Source organism: Lysinibacillus sphaericus (genome assembly GCF_006864135.1).
GTDB lineage: Bacteria > Bacillota > Bacilli > Bacillales_A > Planococcaceae > Lysinibacillus.
The window spans coordinates 258,477-282,210 of sequence record NZ_SADV01000003.1 but is presented as its reverse complement, the minus strand read 5'-3'; the positions used below and the strand labels follow the sequence as shown (position 1 = coordinate 282,210).

Annotated in this window: 23 protein-coding genes; 20 read left to right on the top strand and 3 right to left on the bottom strand. The window is 38.3% G+C overall.

The window, feature by feature from the left end:
- The first annotated feature begins 131 nt into the window (after positions 1 to 131).
- Entirely contained in the window at positions 132 to 848 is a 717-nt protein-coding gene (locus tag C7Y47_RS05645; protein ID WP_185903409.1) for an MBL fold metallo-hydrolase, read from the top strand.
- Positions 849 to 860: 12 nt separating this feature from the next.
- The gene (locus tag C7Y47_RS05640) at positions 861 to 1,460 is read left to right on the top strand and encodes a TetR/AcrR family transcriptional regulator (RefSeq protein WP_142507854.1); all 600 of its coding nucleotides are present in this window, start codon (positions 861 to 863) and stop codon (positions 1,458 to 1,460) included.
- Between the two features lie 210 nt (positions 1,461 to 1,670).
- On the opposite strand, the gene C7Y47_RS05635 is transcribed toward C7Y47_RS05640, so the two are convergent.
- The gene (locus C7Y47_RS05635) at positions 1,671 to 2,342 is read right to left on the bottom strand and encodes a class I SAM-dependent methyltransferase (protein WP_185903414.1); all 672 of its coding nucleotides are present in this window, start codon (positions 2,340 to 2,342) and stop codon (positions 1,671 to 1,673) included.
- Positions 2,343 to 2,600: 258 nt separating this feature from the next.
- Between C7Y47_RS05635 and C7Y47_RS05630 the strand changes: the two genes are divergently transcribed.
- Complete coding sequence (locus tag C7Y47_RS05630; protein WP_142507852.1) at positions 2,601 to 2,843, top strand: hypothetical protein; 243 nt, start codon at positions 2,601 to 2,603, stop codon at positions 2,841 to 2,843.
- A gap of 124 nt (positions 2,844 to 2,967) precedes the next feature.
- Here C7Y47_RS05630 and C7Y47_RS05625 read toward each other — a convergent pair whose 3' ends face one another.
- On the bottom strand, positions 2,968 to 4,008 hold the full coding sequence (locus C7Y47_RS05625) for an NAD(P)/FAD-dependent oxidoreductase (RefSeq protein WP_142507851.1): 1,041 nt from the start codon (positions 4,006 to 4,008) through the stop codon (positions 2,968 to 2,970).
- Between the two features lie 148 nt (positions 4,009 to 4,156).
- On the opposite strand from C7Y47_RS05625, the gene C7Y47_RS05620 reads away from it, so the two are divergent.
- The 13 genes from C7Y47_RS05620 (at position 4,157) to C7Y47_RS05560 (ending at position 17,226) form a co-directional block, all read left to right on the top strand.
- The gene (locus C7Y47_RS05620; RefSeq protein WP_142507850.1) at positions 4,157 to 4,945 is read left to right on the top strand and encodes an ABC transporter ATP-binding protein; all 789 of its coding nucleotides are present in this window, start codon (positions 4,157 to 4,159) and stop codon (positions 4,943 to 4,945) included.
- A gap of 15 nt (positions 4,946 to 4,960) precedes the next feature.
- A complete protein-coding gene (locus C7Y47_RS05615; protein WP_142507849.1) occupies positions 4,961 to 5,878 on the top strand; it encodes an iron-hydroxamate ABC transporter substrate-binding protein in 918 nt (305 codons plus the stop codon).
- Between the two features lie 25 nt (positions 5,879 to 5,903).
- Entirely contained in the window at positions 5,904 to 6,905 is a 1,002-nt protein-coding gene (locus tag C7Y47_RS05610) for a FecCD family ABC transporter permease (RefSeq protein ID WP_142507848.1), read from the top strand.
- Positions 6,898 to 7,905 (top strand): FecCD family ABC transporter permease, encoded by a 1,008-nt coding sequence (locus C7Y47_RS05605; RefSeq protein ID WP_142507847.1) that lies wholly within the window; start codon positions 6,898 to 6,900, stop codon positions 7,903 to 7,905. The genes C7Y47_RS05610 and C7Y47_RS05605 overlap by 8 nt, the downstream gene beginning before the upstream one ends.
- A 506-nt stretch (positions 7,906 to 8,411) precedes the next feature.
- Entirely contained in the window at positions 8,412 to 9,362 is a 951-nt protein-coding gene (locus C7Y47_RS05600) for an NERD domain-containing protein (protein WP_142507846.1), read from the top strand.
- 536 nt (positions 9,363 to 9,898) lie between these two features.
- Positions 9,899 to 10,318 (top strand): MarR family winged helix-turn-helix transcriptional regulator, encoded by a 420-nt coding sequence (locus tag C7Y47_RS05595; protein WP_142507845.1) that lies wholly within the window; start codon positions 9,899 to 9,901, stop codon positions 10,316 to 10,318.
- Between the two features lie 11 nt (positions 10,319 to 10,329).
- The gene (locus C7Y47_RS05590) at positions 10,330 to 11,529 is read left to right on the top strand and encodes an MFS transporter (protein WP_142507844.1); all 1,200 of its coding nucleotides are present in this window, start codon (positions 10,330 to 10,332) and stop codon (positions 11,527 to 11,529) included.
- A gap of 143 nt (positions 11,530 to 11,672) precedes the next feature.
- Positions 11,673 to 12,539 carry an iron uptake system protein EfeO gene (gene efeO, locus C7Y47_RS05585; RefSeq protein WP_142507843.1) on the top strand — a complete coding sequence of 289 codons (867 nt, stop codon included), beginning with the start codon at positions 11,673 to 11,675 and terminating at the stop codon, positions 12,537 to 12,539.
- Between the two features lie 6 nt (positions 12,540 to 12,545).
- Positions 12,546 to 13,805: an iron uptake transporter deferrochelatase/peroxidase subunit gene (efeB, locus tag C7Y47_RS05580; protein ID WP_142507842.1), complete on the top strand. Its 1,260-nt coding sequence runs from the start codon at positions 12,546 to 12,548 to the stop codon at positions 13,803 to 13,805.
- Entirely contained in the window at positions 13,780 to 15,495 is a 1,716-nt protein-coding gene (locus C7Y47_RS05575; protein WP_142507841.1) for an FTR1 family iron permease, read from the top strand. Before efeB ends, C7Y47_RS05575 begins: the two co-directional genes overlap by 26 nt.
- Positions 15,496 to 15,780: 285 nt before the next feature.
- Positions 15,781 to 15,966: a hypothetical protein gene (locus tag C7Y47_RS05570; RefSeq protein ID WP_142507840.1), complete on the top strand. Its 186-nt coding sequence runs from the start codon at positions 15,781 to 15,783 to the stop codon at positions 15,964 to 15,966.
- Positions 15,967 to 16,233: 267 nt separating this feature from the next.
- Positions 16,234 to 16,449 (top strand): hypothetical protein, encoded by a 216-nt coding sequence (locus C7Y47_RS05565; protein WP_142507839.1) that lies wholly within the window; start codon positions 16,234 to 16,236, stop codon positions 16,447 to 16,449.
- A 327-nt stretch (positions 16,450 to 16,776) separates the two neighbouring features.
- Entirely contained in the window at positions 16,777 to 17,226 is a 450-nt protein-coding gene (locus C7Y47_RS05560; RefSeq protein ID WP_142507838.1) for a DUF1569 domain-containing protein, read from the top strand.
- A gap of 183 nt (positions 17,227 to 17,409) precedes the next feature.
- Here the strand turns inward: C7Y47_RS05560 and C7Y47_RS05555 are convergent, their stop codons facing one another.
- Entirely contained in the window at positions 17,410 to 18,276 is an 867-nt protein-coding gene (locus C7Y47_RS05555) for a pentapeptide repeat-containing protein (protein ID WP_142507837.1), read from the bottom strand.
- Between the two features lie 202 nt (positions 18,277 to 18,478).
- Here C7Y47_RS05555 and C7Y47_RS05550 point away from each other — a divergent pair, with 202 nt between their 5' ends.
- From C7Y47_RS05550 to C7Y47_RS05535, 4 genes are read left to right on the top strand one after another with little or no spacing between them, the layout of a single operon-like run.
- Positions 18,479 to 19,129 carry a TetR/AcrR family transcriptional regulator gene (locus tag C7Y47_RS05550; protein WP_142507836.1) on the top strand — a complete coding sequence of 217 codons (651 nt, stop codon included), beginning with the start codon at positions 18,479 to 18,481 and terminating at the stop codon, positions 19,127 to 19,129.
- Positions 19,110 to 20,420: an MFS transporter gene (locus tag C7Y47_RS05545; RefSeq protein ID WP_185903408.1), complete on the top strand. Its 1,311-nt coding sequence runs from the start codon at positions 19,110 to 19,112 to the stop codon at positions 20,418 to 20,420. The genes C7Y47_RS05550 and C7Y47_RS05545 overlap by 20 nt, the downstream gene beginning before the upstream one ends.
- Positions 20,405 to 22,723, top strand: a complete 2,319-nt coding sequence (locus C7Y47_RS05540) for an ABC transporter permease (RefSeq protein WP_142507835.1) — start codon at positions 20,405 to 20,407, stop codon at positions 22,721 to 22,723. The genes C7Y47_RS05545 and C7Y47_RS05540 overlap by 16 nt, the downstream gene beginning before the upstream one ends.
- A gap of 3 nt (positions 22,724 to 22,726) precedes the next feature.
- Positions 22,727 to 23,485 (top strand): ABC transporter ATP-binding protein, encoded by a 759-nt coding sequence (locus C7Y47_RS05535; RefSeq protein WP_142507834.1) that lies wholly within the window; start codon positions 22,727 to 22,729, stop codon positions 23,483 to 23,485.
- Positions 23,486 to 23,734 lie beyond the last annotated feature (249 nt).

Below are 23,734 nucleotides of genomic sequence, written 5' to 3'. Positions count from 1 at the left end.
AGCGAGATAAAGTTAAAGATTATTCAAGGCTTTAATTCAAAGATTTTTTCTAAAAAAATAAATATTGCGAAAACTAATTGAATTAGTTAAAATAGTAATACAATTAGTTGACAAAGGGGATATGAGTTAGAATGAAGATTACGAAGAATGGTACAGTGTTTCAATTGTCATTTATGCCAAGGATTTTTCCTGTTAATTGTTATATTGTAGAAGAAGAAAGCGAGCTTACACTGATCGATGCAGCCCTACCATATAGTGCAAAAAGTATAATAAAAGCGGCTGAAAGTATTGGTAAACCGATTACAAGAATTATCATTACTCACGCACATAGTGATCATATAGGAGCTCTAGATACGTTAAAAGAATTATTACCAGATTGTCAGGTGTGCATTTCTTCCAGAGATGCTTTGTTATTGGAAGGAAATAGTGCATTACTTCCAAATGAAAAAAATACACCAATTCGAGGGGGCATACCAAAAAATATTAAAACCAAACCAGACTTATTACTCGAAGAAGGTGAATGTGTTGGCTCATTAGAAGTGATAGCAACGCCAGGTCATACACCTGGTTCCATCACTCTTTTTGATACACGTAATAGAAGTTTAATTGCTGGTGATGCCCTCGTAACTAGAGGAAAACTACTAGTATCGGGAGTGATGAATCCGTTGTTTCCATTTCCTGCTCTTGCAACATGGGATAAAAGCACAGCTCTAATAAGTGCAAAAAAATTAAGGGAGTTAAATCCAAGCTTACTTGCTGTAGGGCACGGGAAAATGTTAAAGCAACCACAGGAGCTTTTGGACATAGCAATAGCCGAAGCAGAAAAAAATTTTAGACAATCCAAATAGGGAGTGAAAAAAATGTCCCGTCGAATGAAAATAGATATATCGATTATTTTACAAAAGGCAACGGAGCTAGTTGATGAACAAGGATTGGACCAACTTTCAATTGGACTATTAGCTGAAAAATTGGAAATACGGCCACCTTCCTTGTATAACCATCTTAATGGATTGAATGAATTGAAGCAGAAGTTAGCTATTCAAGGCGTAAAAAAACTAAATGAATATATGCTTCAAGCTGCAGTAGGACGTTCAGGTGATGATGCTGTTCGTGCAATTAGTCAGGCATATATTCAATTTGTTAGAGAGCACCCGGGGTTATACGATGCTAGCACTCGCTTTCCGGATGTTAACGATCAAGAACTACAGCAAGCCCAAGAAGCTGTCGTGCAACTTGTACTTCAAGTGCTTGCTGCCTATAATTTGCAAGAGGAAATTGCAATTCATATGGTCAGAGGATTAAGAAGTATTCTACATGGATTCACTTCTATTGAACAAATGGGGGGATTTGGGCTGCCACTTGATATCAATAAAAGCTTCTTAATCTTAATTAATACCTTTATTGAGGGCATTCATGCAGTTACGTTTAATGAAGATAAATATATGCAAATGAATGATTAAGGAGGAAATTTTGCTCCAAAGGGATATTCTGAATGGGAAAAAAAGAAAGAAGCGGGAAATGACACAGAGGATTAATTTCCCGCTATAACTTGTTGAACAGAATGGATGTTGGAATAAGACATTTGTCGTTGAACGTTGAACGGGTCTGCTGCTCATTTTCATTTACATAGCAGTTAAGAAGTATGCTTTAGTTTGAATTACATCCCCACATTATTTAGTACATGAATAAATTCTATAGTCTAAAACGCCTTCATACTTTAAGTTCATATCAAAATGTTTATCCATTACTTCATAAAGTTCAGGTGCAATATCCTTCGAGTGATGAAGTTCAGGAATGGAGAAGATCGATTTATTTTTTTGTATACGAATATTTTTAAAACCAGCCTGGTTAAACAAAGCTACCCAATCCTTTTTCATTGAACAAGAATCAAATCCATAAAACTGTTTGATTTCCTTGTCAATTTGTTCCTCAAGTGGTTGATGAATAGTAAATTCAATGGCAATAAACCGACCGCCATTTTTTAATAAACGAAAAATTTCTTTAAGGGCATTAGGTTTATTGACAAAAGAAAGAACGGATTCAGAAATAATAAAGTCAAATGTATGATCAGGTAATGGAACTTGTTCTATAGAGCATTGAATTATTTTTACGGGTAAGTGATTTTTTTTCATTCTCTTTTTAGCCTTTGCAACCATTTCAGGATTGATATCAATACCGGTTACTTTTGTTTTATATGTCTCCGCCAAGTAGGCAGCAGTTTGGCCTGTACCACAGCCTACATCCAAAATGCGGGAATTTTCGCTAACGCTCTCTACCTTGAATATTTCCTTTGTTAGATTAATACCACCAGGATGCGCACCGCCTACACCAAATTTGGACAGAAAATCTAGATATTTTGAATTTTGAATCGGAACCCCTTCTTTATTCGTATTTTTGTATAATATGAAATTAAAAATAGTATGGTTCCTAAGATGTCATGAGGAACCTTTACAGAAAGGAAGAGGAGAATTATTAATAGTTAGGCTTCAACATTTTACAATACATATCTATATATTTTTTTAGCAACTTCTCCGATAGTCTAAACAATAAAAAAATACAGACGTATACTAGTAAAAAGATATTTGATAGGGGGTGAATTGATGCCATTTTATCCACCGAATCCTAGAATGAAACCATTCCCACCAAGATATAGACAAGGTTTTGGCCCTCCTATTCAAGGTAGAAGAGGGCAACCTTTCTTTTACCCTAATCAGCAACCCCAAACTTCGAGATTTGGAAGATTACCACAGCATTTAAATACAATTATGGGTCATGCGGGAACAATAACAAATGGAGTTGGTATGTTAAGACAAATGGGGGCATTTTTAAATTTCTTTAGGTAGATTATTTCGATAGATCTTTTAAAGTCCGCCTTATAAAAATAGTAAGAAAGGTTTGAAAACCCCTCTGAAGAGTAAATTTTCTTAAGAGGGGTTGTTATGATTGAATAATCATTGTTTAGAATGCTTATTTAAGTTGCTTTTCAATAATAGAGCGATTTTTCTCTTTAAACAATTCATTATGTGATGACACAACCCCATGACGATAGGCAGTAGGCTCTAAATACGTTTTAATAGAGTTCACGGCATTAGCTGCATCCTGGAAGGTACCTAGAAGTAGATTGATTTTTCCTTCAAACGCTAAAATATCACCTGCTGCAAAAATACCAGGCTGCACAGTTTCTCCCGTTGCTTTTCCTTCGAAATAGTAATCTCTTTTTTTAGGAATGGTCAGTGATTGATCCAATTCTAATGATGCTTCGCGGTTATAGCCATGACTAACAATTACTTCATCGATTTGACGCGTATAGCTTTGCTTTGTTTTTGAGTTTTCACATGTTACTAGTTGAATCGCTGTTTTGTCAGCATTAGCAGTCAATTTTGAAATAGTTGTATGGCATTCAATCTTTACGCCAGCATCTAAAGCTTCTTGTATTGTTGCTTCATGCGCAGATAACTTATCTTTACGATAAACTACAGTTACATTTTTAGCGATAGGACTAAGTTCAACTGCCCAGTCAATAGCCGCATTTCCGCCTCCTGAAATAATAATTTCCTTGTCCACAAAGTGTCGATAAGACTGCACAGTATAGTGTAAATTAGTCATTTCATATTTTTCTGCACCTTCTAGTGAGAGCTTTTGAGGGTTAATAATACCACCACCAACTGCTAAAAGAACGGTTTTAGAATAATGTTTATCTCCTTGTGTAGTATGTAGAACAAAAATATCACCTTGGCGCTCGATGAAATCGACTTTTGTACCTGTTAAAATGGTTGGATCAAAGGTTTTTGCCTGCACAATTAACTGTTTGACAAATTGTTCGCCTAATACAGGAGGGTGTCCACCAATATCCCAAATGAGCTTTTCAGGATAAAGTAAAACTTTACCACCAAGCTGTTGCTGACTCTCAATTAATTTCGTTTTTAATCCTCGTAAACCACTATAAAAGGCACTATATAGACCTGCAGGGCCACCACCAATAATTGTTACATCGTATAAATGTTGCATTTATATCACCACATCCTTAAAAAATAATAAAAAAGTGTTTGACAAAACTCTATAGGAAAACTAGACTAACTTTAGTGATAATGATTATCATTATCGACTAATCGTTATCATATCATGGAAAGAAGTAAAAGGAAAGAGAGGTTATGTTGTGCGTTTACAAGTTGAATCGATTCGTATCGGCTATGAGGACAAAACAATTGTGCATGATTTATCGCTACAAATTCCAGACGGTAAAATAACGACCATTATTGGATCCAATGGCTGTGGCAAATCAACACTTTTAAAGGCTATTACAAGGATTTTGAAGCATAAAAGTGGACAAGTCATATTAGATGGTCAAAATATTTCCGAGATGAACACAAAAGAATTAGCGAAAGAACTTGCCATCTTGCCACAAAGCCCGGAAAGTGCACATGGTTTAACAGTAGAAGAACTTGTATCCTACGGTCGATTTCCATATCAAAAGGGCTTCGGTAATTTATCGCAAAAGGATAAAGAAATGATTGACTGGGCCTTAAAGGTAACTAAAACGGATGACTTTCGTCAGAACACGGTTGATGCCTTATCAGGTGGACAGCGTCAACGGGTGTGGATTGCAATGGCATTAGCGCAAGAGACCAATATTATCTTTTTAGATGAGCCAACAACGTATTTAGATATGGCCCATCAGTTAGAGGTTTTAGAATTACTTTACAAGCTTAACGAAGAAGAAGGACGCACAATTGTTATGGTGCTACATGATTTAAATCAGGCAGCACGTTTTTCAGATTTTATCGTGGCGTTATCAAAAGGAGAGCTTGTGAAGTTTGGTACTGCAGAGGAAGTCATGGTACCTGAAGTATTAGAAAAAGTGTTTAATATTGATGCAGTCATTGGTAAAGATCCACGAACAGATAAGCCAATGTGCATTACATATAACTTACTAGAAACAGTGTAAAAGGGAGATATATTTATGAAAAAGTGGCTATTACCAATGTTTATGATGGTCGTACTAGTGCTTGCAGCGTGCGGCAATAAAGAAGAGAAGGCGAATGAGGCCTCTAAAGATAAAGCATCAGCAGAAACGATAACGTATCAATCAGAATCAGGTCCTATTGAAGTACCAGCTAAACCTAAACGTGTAGTAGTGTTATCTTCATTTGTTGGAGATTTACTACAGCTTGGCGTTAATGTTGTCAGTGTCGATTCATGGGCTGCAGATAATCCGAACTTCCAAGATGATATTAAAGATGCAGTAGTTGTTGAGAATACGGATATCGAAAAAATTATCGAACTTGAGCCAGATTTGATTATTGGTTTAAATGGTATTGAAAATGCGGCTAAATTAGCAGAAATCGCACCAACTGTATTATTTACTTATGGTAAAGTAGATTATTTACAGCAATTTATTGAAATCGGTAAAGTTGTCAATAAAGAAAAAGAAGCAACTGATTGGGTAAAAGATTTTAAAGAGCGTGCTGCAGAAACGGGTACAAAAATAAAAGAAAAAATCGGCGAAGAAGCAACGGTTACTGTTGCAGAAATGTTCAATAAACAATTGTATGTTTATGGAGATAATTGGGGTCGCGGAACAGAAATTTTATATCAAGAAATGGGCTTGAAAATGCCTGAGAAAGTGAAGGAAGGTGCTTTAAAACCAGGTTATTTAGCCATTTCTCAAGAGGTATTAGGTGATTATGCGGGTGACTATGTGATTTTTAGTACATTTAAAGGTGAGGATAGCGCCATCAAAAATGCTGCGTGGTTTAAAGATTTAAAGGCTGAGAAAAATGGTCATTTATTTGAAGTGAATGCCAACGAATTTTACTTTAATGACCCAATCACTTTAGAAAATCAACTAGATTTCTTTGAAAAGAAATTTTTACAATAATTTCAGTAGAGAGTAGCGAAGGCAAATGACAAAGTTTCGACATTTCCCATTTTGGCTTCAGGTGTTGCTTGCACTGATCTTATTAGCAGTGACAGTTACGATTTCGCTTTGTATCGGAGCGGCAAATACGAGTATTGAAGATGTCTTTCAAGCAATTGTTGGACGAGACGGCGGTAAGCATTATGCTATTTTACGAGAAATTCGATTTCCACGAATTATTGCTGCTATTTTTGTAGGTAGTGCACTCGCAGTTGCTGGGGCTATTATGCAAGGGGTTACTAGAAATCCATTAGCAGATCCGGGACTTCTTGGCCTCACAGCAGGTGCGAATGCAGCACTTGCATTGACGATGGCATTTATCCCAAATACGTCGTATTATATGCTTATTTTTGCATGTTTCGTAGGTGCAGGCGTAGGGATGATTGTTGTCTATGGTATTGGCGCTTCAACAAAAAATGGTTTTTCTCCATTAAAGTTAGTTTTGGCTGGGGCTGCTGTATCCGCGCTATTACAAGCAATAGCAGATGGTACGGGAATATTATTTCAAATATCAAAAGATGTTTCGATGTGGACGAGTGGTGGTTTAATAGGCACTACATGGCAAGCTTTAATGATTGCTCCTGTTATTTTGGTCGGATTAATTGTTGCGTTTGCGTTTAGTCGTCAGCTAACCATTTTAAGTTTAAATGAAGAAGTAGCTGTTGGGTTAGGACAAAATACAGCCGTTATTAAAGGAATTATGATGTTTGTCGTTGTAATTCTTGCAGGGTCCGCAGTAGCACTTGTAGGTAATCTAGCGTTTGTTGGGTTAATGGTGCCACATATTGTCCGTGCAATTGTAGGGACAGACTATCGATTTGTTTTACCGATGAGTGCCATTATCGGTGGATGGTTTATGGTAACAGCGGATTTTGCAGGTAGAATGATTAATGCTCCATATGAAACTCCGGTAGTTGCGATTATTTCAATTATTGGCCTTCCGTTCTTCTTACTTCTTGTTCGGAAGGGGGGGCGTCAAATTGTTTAATATTGGGCGAAAAAAACAAGGTAGATGGTTATTGGTTTGGATCTTATTAACAATAGTCATTTTTGTTATGGGTATTTCAATGGGAGCAGCTTCGGTGTCGATTGATCGCATCATACCGATTTTAATGGGAGATGGTAGCTTCAAAGAATCATTCGTATTGTTCTCTGTTCGCTTGCCAAGATTGTTTGTGCTGGCAGCAGCCGGGATGGCTTTAGCTTTAGCTGGTGCCGTTTTGCAGGGGGTGACCCGTAATGACTTAGCGGACCCTGGTATTATTGGAATTAATGCAGGTGCAGGTATTGGGATTACGCTTTTTTATCTCCTTGTCAATGGAGATTTACCTAATTTTGCGTATATGTTACCACTTGTAGGATTTTGTAGCGCTTTATTAACGGCAATCTGCATTTACTTTTTCTCGTATAAACGCAATGAAGGTGTGCAGCCGGTCCAACTCATTTTAGTCGGAGTAGGTGTAGCATCTGCCTTATCGGGTGTAATGATCATATTAATTTCCTCAGCTGAGCGTAGTGATGTGCAATTTATCGCGCAATGGCTTGCAGGCAATATTTGGGGAGCAGATTGGCCATTTTTCTGGGCTTTATTGCCTTGGCTTGTGCTAGGCATTCCATTTATTTTTTATAAAGCAAATGTGTTAAATGTACTGGCAATGACAGAACAAACGGCGGTTGGCTTAGGCTTAAATATCGAACGAGAGCGCTTACAATTAATAGTTGTCTCTGTAGCACTAGCTGCGGCAGCTGTATCAGTCACAGGAGGCATTGCCTTTATCGGTCTCATGGCTCCACATATTGCAAAGCAGCTTGTCGGACCGCGTTTCCAGTTCTTTTTACCCCTAACATTGTTTATCGGTGCAAGCTTACTAATGCTAGCGGATACAATTGGCCGCGTAGCAATTTCAAGTGCGACAGTGCCAGCAGGTATTATCGTCGCATGTATTGGTGCACCATATTTTTTATATTTACTACGAAAAAACGACTGAATGGCTTTGGCTGTTCAGTTGTTTTTTTTTGAAAGGTTTTGCAGCGACGGAAAGCAGTCTCAAGGAGACGGATAGAAATTGTAGCGACGGAAAGGTAAGCCCTATCGAAGGATAGAAGTATCAGAACGACGGAAAGAACTAGGACAGCGACGGAAAGCAATCTCAAGGAGACGGATGGAATTTGTAGTGACGGAAAGGAAAGCCCTATCGACGGATAGAACTAGGATAACGACGGAAAACAATCTCAAGGAGACGGATAGAATTTGTAGCGACGGAAAGGAAAGTCTCATCGACGGATAGAAGTCTCAGAACGACGGAAAGAACTAGGATAGCGACGGAAAGCGAGCAAAAAAATACTATCAAGAGATGAAACGTTGGAAAATTTTCGTTCTTTCTGTCTAAAAAACTAGGTGAAAAATTTTATTTGTACCCCGTGTATTTCAAGTTTTTTTGAACCCCTTTGTATGAGGTTCTTTTTTTATAAAATAGGTATAGGAGGTGAAAAAATGATTTTATTAGAACGTCATGAATCGGAGCAACACAAAATTTTAGAGGCATTGATACGAAGATTACCTAGCACACATACTGAATACATGAATTATTTTGAGAGGTTGAGGCGTATACACGCAGGCTTTGCTGGGGAGCAAAGAGTAGATGCCGAATGGCTTGAAATAATGTTACCTCAACCTCATTATTTTCTTCATGATTTACAAATACTTAATCACTATGGTACTACTCATCAAATAGACACCATTTTACTTTGCCCTCAATTTATATTGATACTCGAAATTAAAAATGTGACAGGCTTTCTAGATTTCGATGAATCTTTTCATCAATTTACGCGAACTACAACAGAAGGCGATGTCGTGGGAATGACGAATCCAATTCATCAAAGTAGACGCCATATGGAGTGGATGATGGGTATGTTACAACAGTCAAGGCTTGAGATTCCCGTTCAATATGCAGTCGTTTTGGCAACGAAAAATGCTATTTTATCAGAAAGTTTAAAAGGACACCCAATTTTTCATGTTTCAGGATTACGTTATCATTTAAGGAAATGGCTAAAACAGTATAACGAGGTGATACTAGATGTAGACAAGCTCTCTCTTTTTGCTACTAAATTAATGTCCAGTCATATGCCAATTAAAAGAGAAATAGCTATTCCTGTTCAGGATATTATAAAAGGAGTGCTATGTGTACGTTGTTCAAATGGACAGCGAATGAGTTATCACTCTAAAAAATGGGCTTGTCAACGCTGCGGATTAATTGATCAGGAGGCTATTTTCAGAACGCTTGAAGATTACAAGTTGTTAATGGGTGATTCGTTAACGAATAAAAGCTTTTGTGAGTTTTTCGCAATAGATTCACCAGACCTAGCGTATAGGCTATTGCAGAAATTACCCTTAAAAGCAGAAGGAATAAAAAAACATAGGAAATATTGGATTTACGATGGATGATAGTCCGGTCAAAGTCTTGGATAGAAAGCGAGAAAAATGAATAGAGCGCTCAAAGTTGACGGGAAAGTCGAGAAAGGTGGATAGAGCGCTCAAAATCGTGGATAGGAAGTCGAGAAAACTGGATAGGCCGCTCAAAATCGTGGATAGGAAATCGTGAAAGCTGGATAGCGCTCAAAATCGTGGATAGAAAACTGAGAAAGCTGGATAGCGCTCAAAATCGCGGATAGAAAACCGAGAAAGCTGTACAGCGTGCTCAAAATCGTGGATAGGAAGTCGAGAAAGCTGTATAGCCTGCTCAAAATCGTGGATAGGAAGTCGAGAAAGCTGGATAGCGCTCAAAATCGTGGATAGAAAGCCAAAAAAGCTGGATAGCCCGCTCGAGATCATGGATTGAGCGTCGCAAATGTAGGAAAGACCGTTCAAAATGCCGGATAGCTGCCCTAAAACCACGGACTTCTCCCTAATTTCCTACTAGACAAATAGATTTTTTAAGTATATAGTTAGTTAGGCTAACTAACTAAAAAGGAGTGGTATTTTTGACGATTGAACAAGAATTTTTTAATCAGTACCGCTTAATGTACAGACCGTTTATCAATCTAGTGAATGAGCAGTTAGGGAGATATCAGCTGTATAGCTCTCAATGGGCTCTCCTTCGGTTATTGATGGATAAAGGACCGCATACATTTGTTGATATTGCGAATTTCATGTTTATTGAAAAGCCGAGTGTGACAAGGCTTGTACAAAAGCTTGTTGAGCTTGGATACGTGGAAACGGTAGCGGGTAGGGATAAACGTGAAAAGCTTGTACAATTAACTGTTAATGGTGAAGTGATTGTGCAAGAAATTCAAGCGCATTTAAAACCAACTATGGAACAGGCACTCGCAGGGGTATCAGAGCGAGATATTGAAATTGCGACACAAGTTTTAGCGAACATTTGTGCAAACATCAATCGGTAGGAGAGAAAAAAGTGGAAGCATCTAGACAAAAACTTTGGACGAAGGACTTTTTAATTGTCTCACTCATTAACTTTACTATTACTTTAATATTTTTTTTATTGATGGTAACAATTGCAGGCTATGCGGTTGAGCATTTTGGGGCTTCAACTAGTACGGCAGGGCTTGTATCGAGTATTTTTATTATTGGTACATTATTTGGTCGTCTCGGGACTGGACGTATCATTGGGGATTGGGGTAGCAAAAAAACACTATTTTGTGGATTATTATTGTTTATGTTATCAACGATGTCGTATTTTATCGCGACGAATTTACTCCTTCTTATGCTCAATCGTTTAGTACAAGGGATCGCACTTGGGGTGGCTAGTACGGCGACAGGAACAATTATTGCACAAATTTTACCGCCTGAGCGACGAGGGGAAGGTATCGGTTATTATAGCTTAAGTGCTATTTTAGCAACGGCTATAGGACCTTTTGTAGGTATTCTTTTAACACAGCTGTTTGAAGATTATCGGATGATTTTTGCTGTTGATTCCGTATTAGCTATTGTTTGCTTTTTGATGTATTTTATCGTAACCATTCCAGATGCACCGAAGAAGGCAAAAGAAATGGCTGAGAAAACAGGGTTTAAGCTATCCAATTTTATCGAAATGCGTGCTGTGCCAATTGCTTTTGTGGCGCTCGTTATTGGCTTTGCCTATTCAGGGGTTATGTCATTTATGACGTTTTATGCGAAAGAGCTTGATTTGGTAACAGCGGGAAGTTATTTCTTTATTATTTATGCAATTGTCATTTTAGCGACACGTCCATTTACAGGGAAATTACTAGATACTAGAGGTGCGAACATTGTAATTTATCCATGTCTAGTCATTTTTGCAGTCGGTATGTATGCTTTTAGTTCGGCGACAAGTAGTATTGTTTTTTTACTAGCTGCTGCTTGCATAGGAATTGGTTATGGCAATTTCAATTCAGTAGCGCAAGCAATAGCTATTAAAGTTACACCAAATGAGCGTTTAGGACTTGCGACATCGACATATTTTATTTTATATGATTTAGGTTTAGGTGTTGGTCCTTATTTCTTAGGATTCTTCGTTCCGACTTCGGGGTACAGTGCTATTTTCTTCGCGATGGTATTCGCTATTTTAGTATCAATTGTCCTTTATTATTTTTTATATGGAAAAAATGAAAATGTAAAACAAGCAAAAATTTCATAGTTTAGAATCTTTATATTGAAGAAAAAACATTATTATCATCTAGATAATGATGTTTTTTTCTTTAATTGAAAATACTTCTTGCAATCGAGTATGATAATCATTATCATTCTCGATATAAACTATTTCGGAAGTAGGTACTTAGCATGAAAAAAAATTCATTATTGTCAGTATTAGTTGCAGGGGGCATTCTTATGACTGGCTGTGGCAATACAGATGAAGCTAAAAAAGAAGATAAGCCTGCAACAGAGCAAGCAGAAAAAGGTACAAAAGTTGATCTATCCGTTGAAACTGCAGCCTATCAAAAATTTGCCTTAGAGCAAATGGATCAATTCTTACTAGAAACAGAAAAATTTGTGAACGCATTTAAAGCCGGTGACATTGAAAAAGCAAAAGCTGCATATGCACCAGCACGTATGTATTTCGAGCGTTCAGAGCCCATCGCTGAGAGCTTCGGTGACCTTGACCCACGTATTGACGGTCGTTTAGCTGATATCCAGGAAGAAGGCAAGGGCGAAGAAGAATGGACTGGCTATCATAAGCTTGAACATGCGCTTTGGGTAGAAAATAAAACTACAGGCTACGAGGCAATTGCAGATCAATTACTAGCAGACGCTAAAGAATTACACGCTTTAGTTCAAACTGTAGAAGTATCACCAGATTTAATGATTACAGGTGCTGTTGATTTATTAAATGAAGTATCAACATCTAAAATCACTGGTGAAGAAGAAATCTATTCTCACACAGACCTATATGACTTTAAAGCAAACATCGAAGGTGCAGAAAAAATCTTTGAAATTCTACGTCCGAAATTAGAAGCGAAAGACAAAGACTTAGTAGCAACATTGGATGAAAAATTCAAAGCAGTAGATGATTTATTGGCCAAGCATGCAACTGCTGATGGCGGGTATGTTTCTTATGAGGAATTAACTGAAGAAAACACAAAAGCGCTTGCAGCAGCCGTAAATCAACTTGGAGAACCATTAAGCCAAATGGGTATTATTTTGGAGTGATAATAAATGACAGTGTCAAATGATGAAAAATGGAGCAATAAAAAAATATCTAGACGTGACATGTTAAAGTTAACAGGTATGGGAGTAGCTGGTGTAGCAATCGGTGCTTCTGGCTTAGGTGGTGTTATGAAAGTAATGGGCTATGATGTGTTTGAGCCTGTTGCAGACAGCACGACAGCAGTTAACAAAGTTGATTTCTATGGAAAACATCAATCTGGCATTATTACACCTGTTCAGACAAATATATATTTTGCTTCTTTGGATGTTTTATTTACATCAAAGAAAGAACTACAAGAGTTGTTCAAACAATGGACACCTCTTGTTGTACGTTTAATGAATGGTGAATTAATGGTAGATTTAACAACAAATACTAGAGTGCCTACTGGAGATACTGGTGAAGCGGATGGGTTAGATGCTTCAAACTTATCGATTACAATAGGTGTAGGACCTTCTTTGTTTGATAAACTTGGTATCCAGCATTTGAAGCCTGAGGAATTAAAAGACTTACCTCATTTCCCGAAGGATCAGTTACAAAAAGAATTTACTGGTGGAGATCTTTGTATTCAAGCATGTGCGGATGATCCACAAGTGGCATTCCACGCTGTACGTAATTTAGTTCGTGCAGCTTCTGGTAAGGTAGAAATTAAATGGTCACAGGCAGGATTTAACTCATTCCCAGCTGGCGGAGGCTCACCTAGAAATTTATTTGCATTCAAGGATGGTACGGTAAATCCATCGAGTACCGATGAAAAAGATTTAAATAAAGTAGTATGGGTCGATAAAGGTTGGCTAAAAGGCGGCTCTTATTTAGTTGCCCGTAAAATACAGATGCATCTTGAAACATGGGATCGTACATCTTTAAAAGATCAGGAAGCAACATTTGGTCGTTATCGCGATAGTGGTGCACCTTTTGGTAAAAAGAAAGAATTTGATGATTTCGATGTAGAGGCGAAGGATAGTAACGGTGAGTATATTATGCCAGATACTTCACATGTGCATTTGGCACGTAAATCTGGTGCACGTATTTTACGTCGCTCATACTCTTATGCATCTGGAGTTATGACGAATACTGGTACACATGATGCCGGACTATTATTTATATCTTATCAAAAAGACCCAGCCCAGTTTACAACAGTTCAAAATAGCTTAGGGCGAATGGATAAATTGAATGAGTACATTACCCATCGAGGCAGCGCAGTGTTTGCTTGCTTCCCTGGTGTATCAAAGGGGAGTTATATAGGTGAAGCACTTTTTAACGCGCTGTAGTTTAGTACTTTGCTTGTTATTGGCACTTGCTGTACCGGTGCAGGCAGCGCAATCATATAGTCATTTGTACATTTCTATTAGTGATGCGTTAATGAATACGAAGCAGGACAAAGAAGCTGAGGCAGAACATGCACTTGAACAATTTGCCACAGACTGGGCATCGGTCACGTCTGAGCAAAAGGACGCAAAAGTAAAAGTAGATGAAATTCTTGCGCAAGCAGTTAAAGCTACTTCCAAAGAAGAACGTTTAAAGGCATTGTCTGACTTGTCAAATGCCTTACGTGCTTTAGAAAAGCTTGAGAATCCTGTAGATGAAGCTGCGCAGCGAGCAGAATTTGGCACGAAATTTAAACCTAACATGAAAGCATTTGAAGATGCCTTAGCAAGTGATGATTTAACTAAAATCGACGCAGCGTATAAGGATTTTAATACAAAATGGAAGAAAATTGAACGCCCTGTACGTGAGCAAAGTATTGCGATGTACGGACAAATTGAAACACAGATGGCCTTTATCCGAATCTCACTTGCTTCCGAAAAGCCAGATGTAGCCTTAATGCAATCTCAATATACAGAATTAAAACAAACAATCGAGGATTTTGTAGCAGGTAATGATACGGCGGAAGTTGTTGAAGGTGAGTATTCTTTAGCAACACTAGTCGCTTATATTGATGAGGCAAACGATTTTATCGATGCAGGTGATTACAAGGCTGCATCTGATAAAATACGAGAGTTCATTAAAATATGGCCAAGTGTAGAAATTGATATTTCAACACGTAACGGCAGCCTTTATACAAAAATTGAAAGTGATATGCCGATCCTCGTTAGTGATTTATTAAAGTCTAACGTCGATGCCAAAGCAATTAAAAGTAAGCTTGATACTTTCCGCACTGAAATTGAACTGATTCAAGGTGACTCGGATTATACGCTGTGGGATGCAGCATTAATCTTACTGCGAGAGGGCTTAGAGGCACTGCTCATTATTATGGCATTAGTATCGTTCTTAGAGAAATCTGGACAAAAAACAATGCGTAAATGGATATATGTTGGCGCATTTGTAGGAATCTTACTATCAGCGATAGCAGCTGTTTTAATGTCGACACTTTTCCAATCTGCGACAATTGATACAAGTCGAGAGCTGATGGAAGGTTATATTGGGTTACTAGCAGCTGCGATGATGATTGGAGTTGGTATTTGGCTCCATAGTAAATCAAGTGTGACAAGCTGGAATCGCTATATCTCCAAACAAATGGGCAATGCAATCTCAAGTGGCTCGGTGTTTGCGATGGCAGCAATTAGCTTCTTATCCGTTTTCCGTGAAGGGGCAGAAACACTTGTCTTTTATGCGGGGATTGCACCTAAAATGGAGACATCTCAATTTGTGCTAGGTATCGTAGTAGCACTTATATTATTAACTATTTTTGCATTTGTGTTATTGAAAGCAAGTGGAAAAATTCCAATTCATAAATTTTTCGCAGTGGCAACGGTGTTAATCTATGTATTGGCGTTTAAAATTATTGGTGTCAGTCTGCATACACTGCAGCTAAGAGATACGGTTTCAACTACAATTGTAGATGGCTTGCCAGTTGTCAGCTTCATTGGTTTTTATCCAACAGTAGAAACAATGATTGGACAAGCGATTTTACTTTTACTTGTTGTAGCTACGATTATTTATAAAAAGAAACAAAAATAAGTAGAGGGCGGATGAATATACTTTCATCTGCCTTTTTGCTTTTCGAAAAAAGTGAATCTATATGAAAGTCTTGCAATAAACAAAGGTTTGTTTTTTATGTAAACTCATGACTTCATAAACAGTGCTTCTAACGAATTGGACGTTGTTAGAATTTACTGCATCGTTACAAAAGGAGAATAAATAGGCTCATTTACTACAATACAACTTTACGACTTTATGTAATTAATTGTATTGTCGCCTTTCCTGAATAAGTAGAAAAGAGTACTATTGTATGGGAGGATGAATATGGTAAAAATTATAAAAAAAAATATACAATATTCGCTAATTTTTTTCATAGTATTTATTATTATTCAATGGTTATTTCGTGATGCCATTCAATGGGGGCAAATTATTGGAACTTCAATTTTATTTTTCCTTTTTAATATATTTTACGACTGGGCAAATATTCCCTATAAATGGAAGAAGGAGTAACTTATTTGAGTTATAATTCGAATAGGTTAAATAAAATTACTACGAGAGCTAACTCAAAGTTGGATCTCTTTCGGCGGATGTCGAAGCCTCCACTGAAATAGAGGAACATAGCCCAAGAACACCATGTCCTGTGGCAATTTATCTGTGCGAAAGCGAAGCAACAGCAACAATAGGTATTATCTGTGCGAAAAAGCGAAGCGACAGGAACATCAACACATTACTCAGTGACCAACATCAAGTTGGCCTAAAGAAGGTGGGGGGATGAAGATGGATAGTGACAAATACGGTAATGAAAGTAACGAAGTCTACAGTTATAATACCTACAATATTTTTGCGTATATTATCGGTATTCTATTTTCGCCGTTACTAGGGGTGATTATGGGAATTGTAGGTGTAATACAGCGTAAGAAAAATGCTTGGAGTATTATTATCATTTCAATTCTTGGTTGGGTTCTGAATGTACTCGTAATTAATAATCTATAAATGTAGCTTTATTGAAATAGGGATTATATAATCATTGAGTGCAATTTTAATAATGTTTTAGCTCCAACAATCTAGGGACTTGTGCGTATTACAACTCATACACGTAAGTCCTTTTGTTATGTTGTTCACTCATTTACAGGAGCGCATCGACATCTTCATATGTAGCATGCATCTCGTTGAACAGTCAAAGCTGTGATTATGATTGAATCAACGCTCACAAGTGCGACAGCTGCTTTGAATACTTCTGTAGTCTTAATCAAACTTTTTTACTAATAGCGGTGTCAGCCGTTTAAAATACCACCATCTTTAAAGGGGATATGCCAGCTAATGAAAAATATTTTTAATCATATGCATACAGCAGAAGTTTTAAAGCGTATGGACAAATTGAGTCCAAATTCACAACCACGATGGGGAAAAATGGACGTTGCTCAAATGCTAGCGCATTGTTCATCTTTCCAAGACATCGCAATGGGAAATTCTTTTCCACCAAGGAGTTGGTTAGGAATAATAGTAGGGAGGTTTGCAAAAAAAATGATATACAATGACAAGACATTGCCTCATAATATGTCTACTATTCCAATTATTTTGATTGCAGATGATAGAGATTTTGAGACAGAAAAAGAAAAGCTTAAACAAAAAATTATCACATTCCAAAATAACGGACCAGAGAAGTGCACAACTCATCCTCATCCTTTTTTTGGGAAACTCACTTCTGAGCAATGGGGTAAGGGAATATACAAGCATCTTGACCATCATTTTAAACAGTTTGGAGTTTAAGCATATTAATCGGGCGCTTTATTTGAGCAAGGAAACTTTTATAAAAGGATGATTCAATTGAATTTAGAAAAAACATGTTTTGACAATCTTTTTTCAAGGTTTTATAAATACCATTCAGCTTTCAGCAAACAATATAGTGTTTTTTCTCTGAGGGGGAATTGCTGTCTTCCCCTCTTTTAGAAGTTAGTTATCCCACTGCGACGGACGTTTTAGGTGGGAGGGTAATTTTGTTTGGTGATTGCCTTGTGCTGAATTTATTTGCATTTGGGTTAAAAACATACTGCTAGAAAGGTCTGCGCCGCGTAAATTGGCGTCACGTAAATCCACACCTATAAAATCAACACCTCTTAAATCTGCATTTTGTAGGTTGGCAGCAATTAAATAAGCTCCTCTAAGATCAGTTGCTCTTAAATCCTTGCCCTTTAAATTCTGTCCAATCCAATCAACCCCACGATAGTCATACTTTCGAGCGCTTTTTCCATTAATCTCTTCGATAAAGCTTTGGCGAATTTGCTCACTTGTTTCTAACAGTAAAACATTCACCGGCAGTCGGAAATTAGGAATATCTATTGCTAGTAATGCATCTACTTCTAGCTCAGTTGCACGCTGTAGCTGTTCTAATTGCCTATGTAGTTTGTTAAATAGGGATGAATCAACCGTATACGATAATGCCTCTGCTACGTAGGCAATCATTTCATAAAGTTGTTCCATAATCGGAAAGACACGAAACATTTTCTCAGAAATTTCAGGGTGTTGTCGCCAGTCTTGTCCATGGAAGGTTGTTTGTGACACTTTTTGTCCTGCTCCTAAACAATCAAAAACTGTACATCCTTTAAACCCTCGATCTCTAAGTTTACTATGAATTTGACAGCTAAAATCCGATTGTAGATTAGGGCAAGGTGTCCCAGCAGCTTTATTAATGGCAAAGTCGCTAGAAGCAGCAATATTTAAAGCTGTGCAACATAGACCAAAGCAGCTTTGGCAATCTGCCTGTAAGCCTTCACGTATTTTTTTTCCTATTGTATAATCGATTTTTTTTACTTCAGACATTATTGTTTACCTCACTTAACACATAAACTTTTTACATTTTATTCTATCACTTATTATGCGTTAAAAGGATAATTTTGTATGGGTGAATTTATAGTGTACCTCTAAATAATAAATGGATAGTTTTTTACAGCCTATTGACAATTTATTGTAAAATGCTATAATTTTTATCGACAGACAGTCGGTCTAATAAGGAGGAATAAAAATGAGAAAAGAAGCGATGGAGCGCAGAAACGAAATACTTGATGCGGCTGATGAGCTTTTCGGTCAGAAGGGCTTTGATGGCACTAGTACTAACGATATTCTCGAAAAGGTCGGAATTGCACGAGGAACGCTGTATTATCACTTCAAGTCGAAGGAAGATATTATGGACGCGCTAATTGAGCGGTATAATGCTCAAATTTTAGGTGCAGCCAATGGAATTGCTGCAGATAAGAGCATAGCCGTTCACGAGCGTATTATCCGTGTTGTAATGGCATTAAACATAAGCGGCGGAAACGGTAAGGAAATTATTGACCATATACATAAGCCCCAGAACGCGCTTATGCATCAGAAAATACAAAAGGTTATTATGAACGGTCTTCCCCCAATACTGACGGAAATAATCCGTGAGGGGATTGAGCAAGGACTATTCAGTACGCCGTACCCGTATGAATGTATGGAAATGATTGTGGCCTATACGAATACCGTTTTTGATGATGATATGGTTGATATAACCGATGAAGAACGTGCTGCACGAATACCAGCTTTTGTCTTCAACGTAGAAAGACTGCTCGGTGTCGAAAGTGGAAGTCTTATGTACATGATGAAAATGTTTGGCGATGGGGGTGAAGAAAATGGAAACAACGATGGTTGATTCCAAGGGTTTTTTTAAAAAATTTCTACTGCTTTGGTCAGGACAACTAATTTCAGCAATAGGAAGCGGGCTTACAGCGTTTGGGCTTGGGATTTATGTTTTCCAGCAGACGGGAAAGGCATCGGCAATGGCACTTGTAACTTTACTTGCGTTTATGCCTTCGCTTCTATTAAGCCCTGTGGCAGGAGTGCTTGCGGATCGTTATGATCGAAGAATTTTAATGGTGTTAGGCGACAGTCTTTCAGCGATAGGACTTGTTTATATTCTTATATGTATGCTAAGCGGGGAAGCATTGCTATGGCAGATTTGTGTGGGAGTTACGATAAGCTCGGTGTTTTCATCGTTGCTTGATCCCGCATACAAGGCTACGGTTACGGATTTATTGACCGAGGAACAATACACAAAGGCAAGTGGTTTAGTCCAGGTGGCGGGTTCTGCAAAATATTTGATTTCACCCATCATTGCGGGATTTTTGCTCACCGTTTCCGATATAAAGCTTTTGCTTGTTATTGACATTTATACATTCTTTGTAACCGTTACAACAGCTCTTGCAGTACGTAAAGGGCTTGCTTCAAAGACATGCGAACAGACACAATCGTTTTTCCGTGAGTTCAAAGATGGTTGGCGTGCAGTTTCTGAAAATCGAGGTGTGCTCGTTCTTGTCATCATGACATCGGTGCTGACATTTTATCTTGGAATTATTGAAACACTTTCCATTCCGATGTTGCTAACTTTTACGAACAGCTCCGTAATAGGAACGGTGGAAACAGTTGTCGCTACAGGGATGCTCGTATCCAGTGTCATCATCGGATTTCTTCCAATCAAAAAAGGCTATGTGAAAATTCTTTCGTTTTCGCTGTTTTTTGAAGGAATATTTATGGCGGTATTCGGACTTCGAGAAAATATAGCTCTAATCTGTATTTCAGGTTTTTTCTTTTTTGCCATGATGCCATTTGCAAACTCAACTTTGGATTTTCTTGTTCGTACCAATATTGATAATGCTGTTCAGGGTAGAGCGTGGTCACTTATAGGGGTAATTTCACAGTTTGGATTTGTAGCGGCCTATGCGCTTTCGGGAGTACTTGCGGATTATGTGTTCACTCCTTTGCTAGTTGACGGCGGATTGCTTGCTGACAGCGTAGGGAAAATTACCGGTACAGGTCAAGGCAGAGGAACGGGCTTACTCATCATAATCGCTGGCATTTTATTATGTGTTACTTCGTTCATTCTGTTCAACTTGAAGTCAGTTAAAAAGCTTGAAAACAGAGGTGACGTATGTATTTCAGATTAATCCGTAATGACATTGCTAAAAGCAAACTGATAACGCTGACAACAATGATATTTGTCGCTGCTGCGGCTATGCTCGTTTCCCTTTCGGTGATACTTATTGTCAATCTTTCTGGTGCGATCGATTCTCTAATGAATCAAGCGAAAACGCCGCATTTTATGCAAATGCACTCGGGGGATATTGATACTGTACGACTTGCGAATTTCGCGGAGCAAAACAACAATGTTGATGAATTTCAAGTGCTTGAGTTTCTTAATATGGACAATGGGCAAATTATTCTAGATGATCATTCGCTTGCGAATAATGTTCAAGACAATGGTTTCAGTATACAGAGTGAAAAATTTGATTATCTTCTTGATCTTGACGGAAACATCATAAACGTATCCGATGGCGAACTTTATGTTCCGATAAACTATATGAAGGACATTGACATAAAGGTCGGTGATAAAGCCGAAATAGGTGGAAAGGAATTTACTGTAGCGGGCTTCCTTCGTGATTCACAGATGAATTCTATGTTGTCTTCCTCAAAAAGATTTTTAGTCAGTCCGAATGATTACGCGGCAATAAAAGACAATGGAAGTACGGAATATTTGATTGAGTTTAGATTAAAGGATTTATCTGCGCTTAGTGAATTTGAAACTGCTTATGCCTCCGCAGGGCTTGAAGCGAATGGACCAACGATTACATATCCACTTTTCAAAACACTTAACGCAATTTCCGATGGGCTGTTGATAGCAGTTATCCTTCTTATAAGCGTTCTAGTCGTTGCAATCGCATTTATGTGCATACGTTTTACACTCCTTGCGAAGATCGAGGATGATTACCGTGAAATTGGTGTTATGAAGGCGATAGGGCTGCGTCTTTCTGACATTAAGAAAATTTATCTTGCGAAGTACACAGCGATTGCAGCAGGGGGGAGTATTCTTGGTTTTGCACTTTCATTAATATTCAAAGACCTGCTTCTTGAAAATATACGACTTTATATGGGGGAAAGCGAAAACGCTTCATTTGCCGCGGCATTAGGAATAATTGGCATACTACTTGTATTCCTCGCAATCATTGCCTATGTAAGCGGAGTACTGAGACGGTTTCGGAAAATAGCTGCAGCAGAAGCAATCCGTTTTGGCACTTCACAGGAAAAAAACGCAGGAACAAAGCGCTTTTGCCTGCATAGAAATAAGCTGCTTAACACGAATATTTTTCTCGGTATCAAAGATGTTCTCGCAAGGAAAAGGCTATACGCCACAATGCTTGCCGTACTTGTAATTTCCGCATTTATCATAATTGTTCCACAAAACCTTTACAACACGATTTCCTCCACAAGTTTCATTAAATATATGGGTATTGGAAACTACGATATTCGTATCGATATTCAGCAGACTGATCATATTTCTAAAAAGTCTGCCGAAGTTTTAACATTTATGAACAACGACAGGTCCATTTCAAAATATACCATTCTTACAACAAAAACATTCAAAACAAAAATGGAAGACGGTTCGGAAGAAAATATAAAAATCGAACTTGGCGACCATTCGATATTCCCAATTCAATATACCGAGGGCAGAGCACCCGCAGTTGAAAACGAAATTGCACTTTCATCTTTGAACGCTAATGAAATGAGCAAAAATGTCGGCGATGTCATTACGGTCGTGATGAAGGGGAAGGATATAAAGCTCACGGTAAGTGGCATTTATTCCGACATTACGAACGGCGGAAAAACGGCAAAGGCTATTTTTACTGATAATTCGGAAGGTATAATGTGGAGCGTGATTTGCGCGAAGCTTTCGGATAAATCTCTTGTTAATGAAAAAGTCTCAGAGTATGCAGACAGATTTACTTTCGCTAAAATTTCCAATATCGATGAATTTGTAACTCAAACATTTGGCTCGACCATAAAATCGGTAGGCAAGGCATCCATTGCTGCAATTGCCATAGCGCTCGTAATAACGGTACTTGTAACACTGTTGTTTATGAAAATGCTTGTCGCAAAAGACAGATATTCTATTGCCATTATGAAAGCATTAGGTTTTACAAATTCGGATATTACGATACAGTTTGTTTCGCGAGCGGTAGTCGTATCAATGATCGGAATTGTTCTTGGCACTCTATTAGCGAATACTCTCGGAGAAGTACTCGCTGGCGCAGTTATCTCCTCGTTTGGGGCGTCGTCATTTAGTTTTTCGATCAATCCACTTTCGGCGTACGTGCTTTGTCCGTTAATGATGGTTTGCTCGGTACTAATCACAACAATAATTGGTACATGGGGCGCGGGGAAAATAAAAATATCCGAAAATATAAAGGAGTAGTTTATGAAGAAGATTATCATCGGTGAACATATTGTAAAATCTTTCGGCGAGTGCGATGAAAAGTACAATGTTCTCGACGGAGCGTCCGTTGACATAAACGAGGGTGAGTTTGTAGCGATAATGGGACCCTCTGGCTCGGGAAAATCAACGCTAATGTTTGCGCTGAGCGGCATGGACAGCGTTGATGGCGGAAAGGTTATTTTTGATGGTAGTGATTTATCTTCCGTCGGTGAGGTTGAACTTTCAGATATTCGTAGAACTAAAATGGGCTTTGTATTTCAGCAGCCAACGATGCTTAAAAATCTAAATATTCTAGATAATATTATTCTTCCATCAATGCGCGGGAATAGGAAAAATATTGCAAAAATATCAGCGAAGGCACGAGCACTTATGAAGAGGGTAGGTATAGAGAAGCTTGAAATGCGCGACATTACACAAGTTTCGGGAGGGCAGCTACAGCGAGCAGGGATCTGTCGAGCGCTTTTGAACAACCCGAAAATCATCTTCGGCGATGAACCAACAGGTGCTCTTAACTCAAAATCAGCACAGGAGATCATGGACATCTTTTCCGAAATTAACGCGGGCGGAACTGCGATTATGCTTGTCACTCACGATGCAAAGGTAGCGGCGCGGACGGAGCGTGTTTTGTTTATGAGAGATGGAAAAATCGTAAGTGAGCTAAAGCTTCCAAAGTTTGACGGAACGAATATTGATGACAGAGTAGGGAAAGTAACGGAGAAAATGTGGGAAATAGGGATATGAGTTGTTAGATCAACAAAGGCTGAATGAACCCTGGATCGAGCATCAGGGTAAAAGCATTACACGTCCTGTGATAACGCCTTCGTGATCAACATCCTGTCGACCCAAGAGGCTCAGCGGACTGTTCCTTGCTTGGTTAGCGGCGGAATCTCGGGTTTTAGCGGCGTTCCTTGCTTGGTTAGCGGCGCAACTCACACTTTTAGCGGCGAATTCCAACATAAGCTGGACAATTTGGCAAAGTAGAGAATTTTA